Here is a 13,339-nt window from a genome sequence, read left to right as displayed (position 1 = left end):
CGCGACCCCATAACGCCCGGATGTCCACTCAAGCGCCCTCCAAGCGCCTCTTCATCAAGACCTACGGCTGTCAGATGAACGTCTATGACAGCGAGCGCATGGCCGATGTGCTGGCGCCGCTGGGCTATGGCGTGACAGACAGTCCCGAGAACGCCGACCTCGTCGTCCTCAACACCTGCCATATCCGCGAAAAGGCCACCGAGAAGGTCTATTCCGAGCTCGGCCAGATCAAGCTGATGAAGCAGGCCCGCGCCGAGGCCGGCGCAAAGATGACCATCGCCGTGGCCGGCTGCGTGGCCCAGGCCGAGGGCGAGCAGATCATGCAGCGCCCGCCGGCCGTCGACCTGGTGGTCGGGCCGCAGGCCTATCACCAGCTTCCCGAGCTGATCGCCCGCGCCCACCGCGCCCGTGGCGAGCGCCTGGCCGCCGACTTCGCGGCCGACGAGAAATTCGACGCCCTGCCGGTGGAGCGCAACCCGGCCGGCGTCACCGCCTTCCTCACCGTACAGGAAGGCTGCGACAAGTTCTGCACCTTCTGCGTCGTGCCCTACACCCGCGGCGGCGAGTGGTCGCGGCCGCTGGAGACCATCCTGGCCGAGGCCCGCGACCTGGCGGCCAAGGGCGTGCGCGAAGTCACCCTGCTGGGCCAGAACGTCAATGCCTATGCGGGCGAAGGCGGCCTGGCGGGCCTGGCGCGCCAGCTCGCCCGGATCGAGGGCCTGGACCGTATCCGCTACACCACCAGCCATCCGGCCGACATGGACGAGGCGCTGATCGAGGCCCACGCCGAGCTGCCGCAGCTCATGCCCTATCTGCACCTGCCGGTGCAGTCGGGATCGGACAAGATTCTCAAGGCGATGAACCGCGCGCACACGGCCGAGAGCTATCTGCGGCTGATCGAGAAAATTCGCGCCGCGCGGCCCGACATCGCCATGTCCGGCGACTTCATCGTCGGCTTCCCGGGCGAGCGCGACGCCGACTTCGAGGCGACCCTGAACCTGGTGCGCGAGGTCGGCTACGCGGCGTCCTTCACCTTCAAATATTCGCGCCGCCCCGGCACGCCGGCCGCTGCTCTGCCCGGCCAGGTCGCCGAGGAGGTCAAGGACGAACGCCTGGCCCGCCTCAACGCCCTGATCGACGAGCAGCAACGCGCCTTCAACGCCGCTCAGGTCGGGAAGGTGCTGCCGGTGCTGTTCGAAAAGCCTGGCCGCCATCCGGGCCAGCTCTCGGGTCGCAGCCCTTATCTCCAGGCGGTGCATTGCGAGGGCCCGGATCGCCTGATCGGCCAGATCGTTCCCGTACGGATCGACGTCGCCAACAAGATGAGCCTGGCCGGCGTGCTGGAAATGGAAACCGCGTGAGCCGCCCCGAGTACATTCCCCTCTCCGATGCGGCCGCCCGCACTGTGGCCGGTCCCGCCAGCCGCCACGCCGCCCTGATCGAAGACGCCTTCAACGTGCTGATCGAAACGCCGGGCGGGGGCGTGTCGATCGACGGCGACGCCAAGGCGCGCGCCGGCGCCAAGCAGGTGGTCAATACGCTCGCGGCCCTGGCCGACAGCGGCCGCGAGGTCAGCGAGGCCGATGTCCGTGTCGCCATCGGCAATGCGCGGGCCGGGACCGGAAAATCGCCGGCCGGCGGCCTGCCCACCGGCCGGCGCGGCCAGGTCGCGCCGCGCACGCCGGGCCAGGCGCGATACCTGGAGGCGTTAAACCGCTGCGAACTGGTCTTCGGCCTCGGCCCGGCCGGCACCGGCAAGACGTTCCTGGCCGTCGCCCATGGCGCGGGCCTGCTGCTGCGCGGCGACGTCGATCGCCTGATCGTCTCGCGCCCGGCTGTCGAGGCCGGCGAGCGGCTGGGCTTCCTGCCCGGCGACATGAACGAGAAGGTCGACCCCTACATGGCGCCGGTGTTCGAGGCGCTGGGCGACATCCTCGGCGCCGAGCAGTTCCGCCGCCGGCGCGAGAAGGGCGAGATCGAGGTCGCGCCGATCGCCTTCCTGCGCGGCCGCACGCTCAGCCACGCCTTCGTCATTGTCGACGAGGCGCAGAACACCACCCGCCTGCAGATGAAGATGGTGCTGACCCGCATCGGCGAGGGCTCGCGCATGGCCGTCACCGGCGACCCGACCCAGATCGACCTGGTCAACGCCGCCGATTCCGGCCTCGCTCACGCGGTCGGCCTGCTGGAAGGCGTCGAGGGCGTCGGGGTGAACCGCTTCTCAGTCGAGGATGTGGTGCGCCATCCCATGGTCGAGCGGATCGTGCGCGCCTATGACGCCGATGCGACCAAGAACGGGCGAGCGGTTTGATCGACATCGAGATCGAGGACGAGGCCTGGCTCGCCGCGGCGCCGAACGCCGAGGATCTGGTCGAGGAGGCCGCCGCCGCCGCCCTGACCGAGATCGACTTCGGCGGCGGGGCCGTGACCATCCTGCTGACCGATGACGACAGCGTGCGCGAGCTGAACGCCCGCTTCCGCGGCAAGGACTATGCGACCAACGTGCTGTCCTTTCCCGCGCCCCAGAACCCGGAAGGACTGCTCGGCGACATCGCGCTGGCCTACGGGGTCTGCGTGCGCGAGGCGACCGAACAGGGCAAGCCCCTGGCCCACCACCTGCAACACCTGGTGGCGCATGGCGTACTGCATCTTGTAGGCTACGATCACGAGACCGACGCCGAGGCCGAACAGATGGAAGGTCTTGAGCGCGTCATCCTGGCCGGACTGGGGGTTCCTGATCCTTACTCGGCTGAGCAAGGGGACCATGACTAACTCTCCCGACGGGATATCCAGCCCGCCCGAACCCGCCCGGCGCAGCCGCGGGCTTCGGGCGTTCTTCCGCAGACTTCGCCGTTCCGGCGGGGCCGAGGCGCTCGCCGCGCCCCAGGACGCCGCCGCCGCCGGCCGCCTGGTCGAACAGGCCGCCGCCTTCCAGACCCTCCGCGTCTCCGACGTGATGACCCCGCGGGTGGACATCTTCGCCGTCGAGCTCTCGACCCCGTTCGCCGAGGTCGTCGACCGCTTCGCAGAGTCCGAGCACAGCCGGATGCCGATCTATCGCGAGACGCTCGACGATCCGGTCGGGGTGGTTCACGTCAAGGACGTCTTCAAGCTGCTGGCGGGGGGGCGCCGGCCGGGGCCCGAGGATCTGATCCTCCAGAAGCTGCGGCGCGATGCGCTTTACGTACCCGGCTCGATGCGCGCGGCCGACCTGCTGCTGCGCATGCAGGCCGAGCGCACCCACATGGCCATGGTCATCGACGAGTTCGGCGGCACCGACGGTCTGGTCACCATGGAAGACCTGGTCGAGGCCGTGGTCGGCGAGATCGACGACGAGCATGACGAGGCGGCGGTGGCCGGCATCGTCCCGCGCCCCGGCGGAATCTATGAGGTCGACGCCCGCGCCCCGCTGGAGAAGCTCGAGGCGGCGATCGGCCAGGATCTCGCGCCCGGTGAACTGGACGAGGAAATCGACACAGTCGGCGGCCTGGTCTCGGCCCTGGCCGGGCGCGTACCCCAGCGCGGCGAGGTCATCGCCCATCCGGCCGGATACGAGATCCAGGTGCTCGATTCCGACGCACGGCGCGTGAAGCGGGTGCGCTTCGCACCGGCGGCGGCCCAGCCCGAGCAGGCGCAGGAGGCCTGACCTGAAGACCCCGTCGCCCTGGGCGTTGCGCCTGCTGGCCCTGGCCGCCGGCCTCGCCGCCGGTCTGGCCCACCCGCCGTTCGGCCTGCTGGCGGGTCTGATCGGTTACGGCGCGATGATGCGCCTGGCCGAGACCGCCGGACCGCGGCCCCTTCGCTCGGCCTTCTTCCGGGGCTGGCTCGCCGGGGTTGGCTATTTCGCGATCAGCGTGTGGTGGATCACCGAGGCCTTCTTGGTCGATGCGGCGGCCCACGGCTGGATGGCGCCCTTCGCCCTGCTGCTCATGGCCGGCGGCCTGGCCCTCTTCTGGGGTCTGGCGGCGCTGGTCTATCGGGCCGCGAACGTTCGCGGCCCGCTGCGGGTGCTGGTCTTCGCCGGTTGCCTGGCGGGCCTCGAATGGGTGCGCGGCCATGTGTTCACAGGCTTTCCCTGGAACCTGCCGGGCGAGACATGGCGGGCCGGCGGCGCGATCTCGCAGTTCGCCTCGGTGGTCGGGCCCTATGGCCTCTCCTGGCTGACCATCGCCATGGGGGCGGCGGTCGCCACCGCCGTCGAGCCGGGATCGCGCCGGACCCGGTTCGCGGCGCCGGCCGTCGCTCTCGCCGTGCTCGCCGGGCTGTTCGGCTTCGGCGCCTGGCGCCTGGCCCAGGCGGCGGCCGAGGACCCGGCCGCCCCGCTGGTGCGCATCGTCCAGGCCAATATCGACCAGAAGGACAAGTGGAAGCCGGAGAACCTCGACCTCATCGTCGACACCTATGTCCGCCTGTCGCGTTCGGCCCCGGGGGCGCCGGCTCCGGAGATCGTCGTTTGGCCCGAAGGCGCCCTGCCGGCGGTGATCGACGACCTGCTGGCCCCGGGCAGCCCCTATGTGCCCCGCATCGCCGCCGCGCTCGCGCCTGGTCAGACCCTACTGATGGGCGCCAACCGCGCCGGCTATGGTGACGGCGGCGAGGTCGACTATTTCAACAGTCTGGTGGCCCTGCGCCGCGAGCCGACCGGCCTGCAGGTCACCGGGGTCTACGACAAGCACCGCCTGGTGCCGTTCGGCGAGTTCCTGCCATTCGGCCAGCTCGCCACCAGACTCGGGATCCGCAGCCTCGTGCACATGCCCGAGGACTTCACCGCCGGCCCTGCGCCGCGCGCCATCGTCCCGGCCGGCCTGCCGCCAGTCCAGCCGCTGATCTGCTACGAGGCCCTGTTTCCGCGCTTCGCCGAGGCGGCCTGGAAAGACGGACGTCCGCGCTGGCTGCTGAATGTCTCCAACGACGCCTGGTTCGGGGCGACCAGCGGGCCGTGGCAGCACCTGAACATCGCCAGCTACCGCGCCATCGAGAGCGGCCTGCCGATCGTCCGCGCGACCCCGACTGGCGTATCGGCGGTCATCGATTCCCAAGGAAGGGTACTTCCGAACGCCAAGCTTGACCTGGGGAAAACGGGGATAGTCGACGCAAGGTTGCCGCCTTCTCGGGCGCGTACAATCTATAGTCTGGGCGGCGAAGGGAGCTTCGCCATCATGTTGCTCGTTTCGCTGGCCATTGTCGGAATTCGACAGTTAGATCGGCGAGTAGAGCGCAATTGACGAGTTGGTCAGGTTTTTGACGCGTCAGTGAAGGCTCGTTTCAGGGTGAGCCATGTCAAAGGACCTCGACACAGTTCCTAATCCCATCGACGTCCATGTCGGCTTGCGGATCCGTCTGCGCCGCAAGGAGTTGGGTGTCAGCCAGGAGAAGCTGGCGGAGGCCATCGGCCTCACCTTCCAGCAGGTCCAGAAGTACGAGCGGGCCGCCAACCGCGTGTCCGCGTCCAAGCTGTACGAAATGGCGCGCGCGCTGGAGACGTCCACGGCCTACTTCTTCGAAGGGCTTGCCGACACCACCACCCTGGCCGCCGGTGAGGAGCCGGGCGGCCAGGCGCACATGCAGGCCTTCCTGCTCACGCCCGAGGGCGTGGAACTGGCCAGCACCTTCCCGAAGATCAGCCCGCCGCGTGTGCGTCGTCGCATCCTCGATCTGGTTCGCGCCATGACCGAGGAAGAGGCCATCCCCGCCGAATAGCCGCCCGGCGGCCCGTGGCGCTTGCAGACGGCGCCGCGTCACGCCGCTTGCGGGATATAAAGATTTCTTTATAGGTTTCCCGCGACGTAGAAATGGGGCCGCGCGGCTATGCGGCGGCCTGCCCGATTCACCGGAGCCACCTCTTGAGCCGTTCCTCCTACATCTTCACCAGCGAAAGCGTGTCCGAAGGCCATCCGGACAAGGTCGCTGACCGCATCTCCGACACCGTGGTCGACGCCTTTCTGTCGGTAGAGCCCGAAGCCCGCGTGGCCTGCGAGACCCTGGTGACGACCAACCGTATTGTGCTGGCGGGCGAAGTCCGCGCCGGCAAGCCGGGCGCCTCCAAGGCCGAGAACAAGGCCCTCACCAAGGAAATCCTGGCCGGGCTCGAGCCCAAGGTCCGCGCCGCGGTGAAGGACATCGGCTACGCCCAGAAGGGCTTCCACTGGGAGAAGGCCAAGTTCGCCAACTTCCTGCACGCCCAGTCCGCCGACATCGCCGTCGGCGTCGACTCGACCGAAAAGAAGGAAGAGGGCGCGGGCGACCAGGGCATCATGTTCGGCTACGCCTGCGACGAGACCCCGTCGCTGATGCCGGCGACCCTGCAGTTCTCGCACGACATCCTGCGCAAGCTCTCGGAAGTCCGCCATTCGGGCGAGTGCGAGTTCCTCGAGCCTGACGCCAAGAGCCAGGTGACCGTGCTCTATCAGGACGGCCGCCCGGTCGAGATCCTGAAGATCGTCGTTTCGACCCAGCATCAGAAGAAGATCGGCGACCAGACCGCCAACTCGAAGCGTATCGCCGCGGCGATCAAGCCGTTCGTCGAGAGCGTGATCCCGGCCGGCCTGATCACCAAGAAGACCAAGTGGCACGTCAACCCGACCGGCCGCTTCCTGATCGGTGGTCCGGACGGCGACGCCGGCGTCACCGGCCGCAAGATCATCGTCGATACCTACGGCGGGGCCGCCCCCCACGGCGGCGGCGCGTTCTCGGGCAAGGATCCGACCAAGGTCGACCGCTCGGCCGCCTATGCCTGCCGCTACTTGGCCAAGAACGTCGTGGCCGCCGGCCTGGCGCGCAAGTGCACCATCCAGATCAGCTATGCGATCGGCGTCGCCGACCCGCTGAGCTTCTATGTCGATCTGCACGGCACCGGCCAGGTCGATCCGGCGAAGCTGGAGCTGGCCCTGCCGCAGATGATCGGCGGCGCCACGCCGCGCGCCATCCGCGAGCATCTCGGCCTCAACCGCCCGATCTACGCCCGCACCGCCGCCTACGGCCACTTCGGCCGCACGCCGGACAACGAGGGCGGCTTCTCCTGGGAAAAGACCGATCTGGTCGACCAGCTGAAGAGCCTGGCCTAAGCCCTTACGAGCCTCCGGGACGGCCGGGCCTTCGGGCTCAGGCCGCCTCGGCGGCGATCTTCGGCGAGATCGGCGCGCGGATGGTGCAGACCAGTCCCTCGCGCCGGTAGTCGATCTCCACGGTTCCGCCCAGCTCGCCGGCCACCCCGCGCTCCAGCAGCCGCGAACCGAAGCCGCTCTGAGACGGCGCCTGCACCGCATTCCCATCCAGCTCCCGCCAGACGATCTCCACCTGTTGAGGATCGGCGATCTGGCGGACCTCGATCTCCACCCGGCCGCCCGACGTCCAGGCGCCGTGCTTGATGGCGTTGGTCGCCAGCTCGTGCAGCGCCATGCCAAGGGTCACGGCCAGGCTTGAATGCAGCCGCAGGTCGGGGCCGTGATAGCCATAGGGCCGGCCGTAGTGGGCGAGGGTCGCATCGGTCAGCTCGACCAGCGAGGCCCCCGTCCACTCGCGCTTGACCAACAGGTCGTGGGTCGAGGACAGCGCCATCAGCCGGTCCATGAACGCGTCCTTGAACTCGTCCATGTCGCCGGTGGTCTTGATGGTCTGCGAGGCGATCGACTGCACCGAGGCCAAGGTGTTCTTCACCCGGTGGTTCAGCTCGTCCAGCAGCAGCTTCTGGCGCGTCTCGTGCTCGCGCATCTCCATCATGGTGGTCATGGCCGAACGCAACTCTGCCAGCGCCTGGTCGCGCTCGTCGATCCGGGCCTGCAGGGCCTCGGTCGAGGGCAGGGCGAGCAACCGCGGCAGCAGCGGCCACAGCGCCGCGGCGGTGGCCACCGACACGACGGCCGTCACCACCTTCAGCAGGGCCTCGATCCCGTAGTCGGCGTTCCACAGCGTCCACACGGCCATGAAGTGGGTCATGCCGCAGAGCAGGATGAACGAGACGAACAGCAGGATCACCCAGCCGAAGCGCGCGTCGGGCCGCTTGTAGAGGAAGGCGGCCATCGCCAGCGGGATCGAGAAATAGGCCAGGCCGATCAGGATGTCCGCGGCGGCGTGGGTCCAGATCAGCTCGGGCCGCCATAAGAGGCAGATCCCGTGCGGGTTGAGCGCCTCGGTCGCGAAGAAGTAGCGGATCGTCTCCCACAGCGTGGTCATGGGCGGGTCCCTGCGTGCGGCCGGCGGCCGACTCTAGGTTTGGACGATGCCTGCGGTGCGCGTTCGCCGCTAGTGCGACTCCTTGGCCGACCCTTCGATATCGACGCGCCGGATTTCCACGCGCCCCGGTCCGATGTAGAGGGCCGCGCATGGAAGACGCCGCCCACCCCCTGCTCCGCTCCTACGGCCGCATCAAGTCGCGCCCGATCAAGCCGCGCCAGGCCGCGCTGGTCGAGGAGCTGCTGCCCTCGCTGCGCCCGCCGCAAGGCCCGTTCGACCCCCGCGCCCTGATGGAGGGCGCGCGCGAGGCCTGGCTGGAGATCGGCTTCGGCGGCGGCGAGCACATGGCCGCCCAGGCGGCCCGCGCGCCCGAGGTCCTGATCGTCGGCTGCGAGCCGTTCCTGAACGGGGTGGCCAGCGCCGTGCGCCACGTGGCCGAGCAGGACCTCAAGAATGTCCGCATCCTCGATGGCGACGCGCGCGAACTGGTCGCGCGACTGCCGGACGCTTGCCTGGACCGGGTCTTCATCCTGTTCCCCGACCCCTGGCCCAAGGCGCGCCATCATAAGCGGCGGATCGTCCAAGCCGACATGGTGGCCGAACTGGCCCGGGTGCTGAAGGTCGGCGGGCGGCTGCGCTTCGCCACCGACGTGGCCGGCTACGCCGACTGGGCGCTGGAGCGGATCATCGCCTCGCCCCATTTCGACTGGCCGGCGGAGCGGGCCGACGACTGGCGCGTCGCGCCCGCCGACCACATCACCACCCGCTACGAGGAAAAGCGCCTGGGCGACTGCGAGCCGGTCTTCTTCGATTTCATCAGAACGTAACCGAAAGGCCGCCGCCTAAACCTGCCGACGGCGGCCTCTCCGTACAGGTCTCAGGGCTGGCCCTTGCCGGCGGCCTTGGCGCGCTCGATGCCCTGGCGGATCAGTTCGCCGGTCTCTTCCGGATCGGCCCAGCGGACGATTTCGACGCTCTTGCCCTTCTCCAGGTCCTTGTAGTGCTTGAAGAAGTGCGCGATCTGCTCGGTCAGGATCGCCGGCAGGCTGCGCCACGAATCCACGCCGGCGTAGAACGGGTGCAGCTTGTCGACCGGCACGGCCAGGATCTTCTCGTCGCCGCCGGCCTCGTCGACCATCATCAGCGTCCCGATCGGGCGCACGCGGATCACGGCGCCCGGCACCACCGGGGTCGGGCCGACCACCAGCACGTCCATCGGGTCGCCGTCGTCCGACAGCGTGTGCGGGATGAAGCCGTAGTTGCCCGGATAGTACATGGCGGTGTGGAGGAAGCGGTCGACCATGATGGCCCCGCTCTCCTTGTCGAGCTCGTACTTCACCGGCTCGCCGCCCTGCGGGATCTCGATGATGGCGTTGACGTCGTAGGGCGGGTTCGCGCCGGTGGGGATCTTGGAGATGTCCATGGGGAGGAAGGACCTTGGCGACACAGGAGTTGAGGGCGCCTCCTCTGAACTATTCGAGGCCCGCCGAAAAGGGGCGCCGCGCCACAAGCCGCGCGATTGCAGGAATTTGCGGCCTTCGCGCCCCAATCGGGCGGGGGGCTGACAAGTCGCCGGCGCCGCGCTATATAAGCGCTACATCGTCCGTTAGCGCTGGATAGCGCATACGAGCGGCAGGCTTCGGCCCGGCCGCTTTTTTGTTGCCGGAGAGCAGCCAAGCTTATGCGTGGCAAGACCGCTGAAGACCATCGGCTCCTGGAGCTCCTCGACCCCGTCGCGGAGGCTGCGGGCTACGAGATCGTCCGCCTGCGCCTCATGGGCGGCGAGGAAGCCCGTCGGCTGCAGGTCATGGCCGAGACGCCGGAAGGCGAGATGGTCGTCGAGGACTGCGCGCGCCTGAGCCGGGCCATCTCCGAGATCATGGACGCCGCCGACCCGATCGCCGGGGAGTACACGCTTGAGGTTTCCTCGCCCGGCGTTGACCGGCCGCTGACCCGGCTGAAGGACTTTGCGAACTACGAGGGCCACGAGGCGCGGATCGAACTCGACCGCGTCGCCGAGGGCCGCAAGCGCTTCCGCGGTGTGCTGGCCGGCGTCGAGGGCGACGCCATCGGCATCGACCTCGAAGGCGAGGACTCCACCGCCATGGTCCCGTTCTCGTGGATCGTGGACGCCAAACTCATCCTGACCGACGCGCTGATGAAGCGGGGCGCCGAAGAGCGCGCCGCCCGTCTCGACGCCGAGGCCGACCAAGACACCCCTGAGTAGCAAGGACGCAAACCGATGAGCCTGACCGGCATTTCCGCCAACCGGCTTGAGCTGTTGCAGATCGCCGAGGCCGTGGCCCGGGAGAAGTCGATCGACAAGGAGATCGTCATCGAGGCGATCGAGGAGGCGATCCAGAAGGGCGCGCGCGCCCGCTACGGCGCCGAGCACGACATCCGCGTGCGGATCGACCCGAAGACCGGCGAGACCACGGTCAAGCGCGTGATCACCGTCATCGACGACGACGCTTCGTTCGAGAACGAGGACGGCGTCTATGAGGAGCCGGCCGGCGTGCGCCGCCTGGCCGAGGCGCTGCGCAGCGACAAGGACGCCTTCGTCGGCAAGGTCTACGAGGAAATCCTGCCGCCGTTCGAGTTCGGCCGCGTGCAGACCCAGATGGCCCGCCAGGTCGTGACCGGGAAGGTCCGCGAGGCCGAGCGCGAGCGCCAGTACGAGGAATTCAAGGACCGCGTCGGCGAGGTCGTGAACGGCGTGGTCAAGCGCGTCGAGTACGGCAACACCGTCGTCGACCTGGGCCGCGGCGAAGGCATCATGCGCCGCGATCAGTCGATCCCGCGCGAGAACTTCAACATCGGCGACCGGATCCGCTGCTACATCTACGACGTCCGCCGCGAGACCAAGGGCCCGCAGATCCTGCTCAGCCGCGCCCACGGCGGCTTCATGGCCAAGCTGTTCGCCCAGGAAGTGCCGGAAGTCTACGACGGCGTCATCGAGATCCGCGCTGTCGCCCGCGACCCGGGCTCGCGCGCCAAGATGGCGGTCGTCTCGAACGACTCTTCGATCGATCCGGTCGGCGCCTGCGTCGGCATGCGCGGCTCGCGCGTGCAGGCGGTCGTGGCCGAACTGCAGGGCGAGAAGATCGACATCATCCAGTGGAGCCCGGACGAGGCGACCTTCATCGTCAACGGCCTGGCCCCGGCGGAAGTCTCCAAGGTCGTCATGGACGAGGAGGACGAGCGCGTCGAAGTGGTGGTTCCGGACGAACAGCTGTCGCTGGCCATCGGCCGTCGCGGCCAGAATGTCCGCCTCGCCTCGCAGCTGACCGGCTGGCAGATCGACATCATGACCGAGAGCCAGGAGAGCGAGCGCCGTCAGCGCGAGTTCACCGAGCGCACGGCCCTGTTCCAGGAAGCCCTGGACGTCGACGAGGTCATCGCCCAGCTGCTGGTCACCGAAGGCTTCGCCTCGGTCGAGGACGTCGCCTATGTCGACGCTTCCGAGATCGCGGCCATCGAGGGCTTCGACGAGGACACCGCCGACGAGATCCAGACCCGCGCCCGCGAGTTCCTGGAAAAGGAAGCGGCCGAGTACGACGCCAAGCGCAAGGCCCTCGGCGTCGAGGACGGCCTGCTGGAGATCGAGGGCGTGACCCTGCCGATGTCGGTGGCCCTGGGCGAGGGCGACGTGAAGAGCGTCGAGGATCTGGCCGGCCTGATCCCGGACGACCTGCGCGGCTGGTTCGAGACCCGCGACGGCGAGCGCGTGCGCGAGCCGGGCATCCTGGAAAGCTTCAACCTGGATCCGGCCGAGGCCGAAGCCCTGATCATGCGCGCCCGTATCGCCATGGGCTGGGTCGAGGCCCCTGAGCCGGAGCCGGTCGAGGAAGAGTTCGCCGAGGGCGAGTTCGACGCCGAGGCCGAGGCCGAAGGCGACGTCGAGGCGCCGACGCAAGAAGCGCCGGAGGCCTAAGACCGACGTGAGCGCTCCCGCCGACATTGCGATCGAGGGCCGTGCGCCCAAGACGCTCGCGCAGGCCGCGCGGGAGCGACGCGACATCGTATCCGGTCAGGTGATGGACGAAGCGGGTCTGCTCCGCTTCGTCGCCGGACCCGACGGCGGGGTGACGCCGGACCTGGCGCGCAAGCTACCGGGCAGGGGCTTGTGGGTCGCCGCCGATCGCGCCTCGGTCGACGCGGCGGTGAAGAAAGGCCTCTTCTCGCGCGCGGCGAAAACGAAGCTGACGGCTGATCCGGGCCTGTCCGACCAGGTCGAGGCGCTGCTCCTGCGACGGTTGCTGGATGGGCTCGGGCTTGCGAAACGCGCCGGAGAGCTTATCTCGGGCTTCGAGAAGGTCGCCGCCACGCTGAACGCCGGCAAGGCGGCCTGGCTGATCGAGGCGGCCGACGGCGCCGCTGACGGTCGCCGCAAGATTTCTAATGTGGCCCGCAAGTCACCCAATCCGCCCGAGGTCTTCGGACTTTTCACGGCGGAGGAATTGGGTTTGGCCTTGGGGGCCGAGAATGTGATACACACCGCCTTCCTTGCGGGGCGAGGCGCCGATCGCTGGACTGCGGATGTCCGGAGATTGGCTGGCTTCCGTCCGCTCCTTCCCGAGAGTTGGCGCGAGGAAAAGCCTTCTGAGGCGGGCGGAACCTAAGCCGGTTTCGCGCGCCTAGAGCTATTGGAATGTCCGTGGTCGGGACCGTCCCGGCCGATATGTAAAGCGAGCGCATGAGCGACGAGAACGACAACGGCCGGGCCCCTGGCGGGCGAGCTCCCCTGACCCTCAAGCCCCGCGGGGCTGGATCGGTCAGTGCGGGCACGGTGAAGCAAAGCTTCAGCCACGGCCGCTCCAAGACGGTGGTCGTGGAGACCAAGCGCCAGCGCACGCACCAGGCGCCGGCGGGCAATCTTGCTGCGCCGTCCTCGGCCGAGAAGCGCGCCTTCTCGCCGTCGCAGCCCTCCGCGCCGCGTCCGGCCCAGGGCGGCGGCTCGAGCGACGCTCACGGACTGTCGCCGGAAGAACAACGCGCCCGCCAGCGCGCGATCGAACTCGCCCGCGAGCATCAGGCGCGCCAGGCCGCCGAGCAGCGCGCCCGTGAGGAACGCGCCCGCGCGGCCGAGGCTGAAGCGGCCCGCGCCGCCGCCGCCGCGAAGGCCGCCGCCGAAGCGGCCGCGGCCAAGCCGGCTCCGGAAGCGCCC

The 13,339-nt window shown here is 69.0% G+C and carries 14 protein-coding genes; 12 read left to right on the top strand and 2 right to left on the bottom strand.

All coding sequences use genetic code 11. From position 1 onward, the window contains the following. The first annotated feature begins 20 nt into the window (after positions 1–20). The 7 genes from miaB to metK all read left to right on the top strand — a co-directional run bounded on the left by miaB (position 21) and on the right by metK (position 7,064). Complete coding sequence (gene miaB / locus ACE3T2_RS10880; protein WP_374657164.1) at positions 21–1,361, top strand: tRNA (N6-isopentenyl adenosine(37)-C2)-methylthiotransferase MiaB; 1,341 nt, start codon at positions 21–23, stop codon at positions 1,359–1,361. Next, positions 1,358–2,311, top strand: a complete 954-nt coding sequence (locus ACE3T2_RS10875; RefSeq protein WP_374657162.1) for a PhoH family protein — start codon at positions 1,358–1,360, stop codon at positions 2,309–2,311. The genes miaB and ACE3T2_RS10875 overlap by 4 nt, the downstream gene beginning before the upstream one ends. Next, the gene (gene ybeY / locus ACE3T2_RS10870) at positions 2,308–2,772 is read left to right on the top strand and encodes an rRNA maturation RNase YbeY (protein ID WP_374657160.1); all 465 of its coding nucleotides are present in this window, start codon (positions 2,308–2,310) and stop codon (positions 2,770–2,772) included. Before ACE3T2_RS10875 ends, ybeY begins: the two co-directional genes overlap by 4 nt. Beyond that, positions 2,765–3,646 carry a hemolysin family protein gene (locus tag ACE3T2_RS10865; RefSeq protein ID WP_374657158.1) on the top strand — a complete coding sequence of 294 codons (882 nt, stop codon included), beginning with the start codon at positions 2,765–2,767 and terminating at the stop codon, positions 3,644–3,646. Before ybeY ends, ACE3T2_RS10865 begins: the two co-directional genes overlap by 8 nt. Before the next feature lie 25 nt (positions 3,647–3,671). Next, positions 3,672–5,225 (top strand): apolipoprotein N-acyltransferase, encoded by a 1,554-nt coding sequence (gene lnt, locus ACE3T2_RS10860; RefSeq protein WP_374657156.1) that lies wholly within the window; start codon positions 3,672–3,674, stop codon positions 5,223–5,225. Between the two features lie 52 nt (positions 5,226–5,277). After that, complete coding sequence (locus ACE3T2_RS10855; RefSeq protein WP_374657154.1) at positions 5,278–5,700, top strand: helix-turn-helix domain-containing protein; 423 nt, start codon at positions 5,278–5,280, stop codon at positions 5,698–5,700. Positions 5,701–5,843: 143 nt separating this feature from the next. Continuing rightward, positions 5,844–7,064 (top strand): methionine adenosyltransferase, encoded by a 1,221-nt coding sequence (metK, locus tag ACE3T2_RS10850; RefSeq protein ID WP_374657152.1) that lies wholly within the window; start codon positions 5,844–5,846, stop codon positions 7,062–7,064. A 37-nt stretch (positions 7,065–7,101) separates the two neighbouring features. On the opposite strand, the gene ACE3T2_RS10845 is transcribed toward metK, so the two are convergent. Then, positions 7,102–8,172: a sensor histidine kinase gene (locus tag ACE3T2_RS10845; RefSeq protein WP_374657150.1), complete on the bottom strand. Its 1,071-nt coding sequence runs from the start codon at positions 8,170–8,172 to the stop codon at positions 7,102–7,104. 149 nt (positions 8,173–8,321) lie between these two features. On the opposite strand from ACE3T2_RS10845, the gene trmB reads away from it, so the two are divergent. Beyond that, positions 8,322–8,999 (top strand): tRNA (guanosine(46)-N7)-methyltransferase TrmB, encoded by a 678-nt coding sequence (trmB, locus tag ACE3T2_RS10840; protein ID WP_374657148.1) that lies wholly within the window; start codon positions 8,322–8,324, stop codon positions 8,997–8,999. Between the two features lie 50 nt (positions 9,000–9,049). Here trmB and ppa read toward each other — a convergent pair whose 3' ends face one another. Beyond that, positions 9,050–9,595 (bottom strand): inorganic diphosphatase, encoded by a 546-nt coding sequence (gene ppa, locus ACE3T2_RS10835; RefSeq protein WP_374657146.1) that lies wholly within the window; start codon positions 9,593–9,595, stop codon positions 9,050–9,052. Between the two features lie 258 nt (positions 9,596–9,853). Here ppa and rimP point away from each other — a divergent pair, with 258 nt between their 5' ends. The 4 genes from rimP to ACE3T2_RS10815 form a co-directional block, all read left to right on the top strand. Continuing rightward, on the top strand, positions 9,854–10,399 hold the full coding sequence (gene rimP, locus ACE3T2_RS10830; protein WP_374657144.1) for a ribosome maturation factor RimP: 546 nt from the start codon (positions 9,854–9,856) through the stop codon (positions 10,397–10,399). A gap of 15 nt (positions 10,400–10,414) precedes the next feature. Beyond that, positions 10,415–12,106: a transcription termination factor NusA gene (nusA, locus tag ACE3T2_RS10825; protein WP_374657142.1), complete on the top strand. Its 1,692-nt coding sequence runs from the start codon at positions 10,415–10,417 to the stop codon at positions 12,104–12,106. Between the two features lie 7 nt (positions 12,107–12,113). Continuing rightward, positions 12,114–12,794 carry an RNA-binding protein gene (locus ACE3T2_RS10820; RefSeq protein WP_374657140.1) on the top strand — a complete coding sequence of 227 codons (681 nt, stop codon included), beginning with the start codon at positions 12,114–12,116 and terminating at the stop codon, positions 12,792–12,794. A 74-nt stretch (positions 12,795–12,868) separates the two neighbouring features. Beyond that, the coding region (locus tag ACE3T2_RS10815) for an IF-2-associated domain-containing protein (RefSeq protein WP_374657138.1) at positions 12,869–13,339 on the top strand (471 nt) is incomplete at its 3' end.

The organism is Phenylobacterium sp. (genome assembly GCF_041919955.1).
Lineage (GTDB): Bacteria > Pseudomonadota > Alphaproteobacteria > Caulobacterales > Caulobacteraceae > Phenylobacterium.
This window is presented reverse-complemented; position numbering and strand designations above follow the sequence as displayed.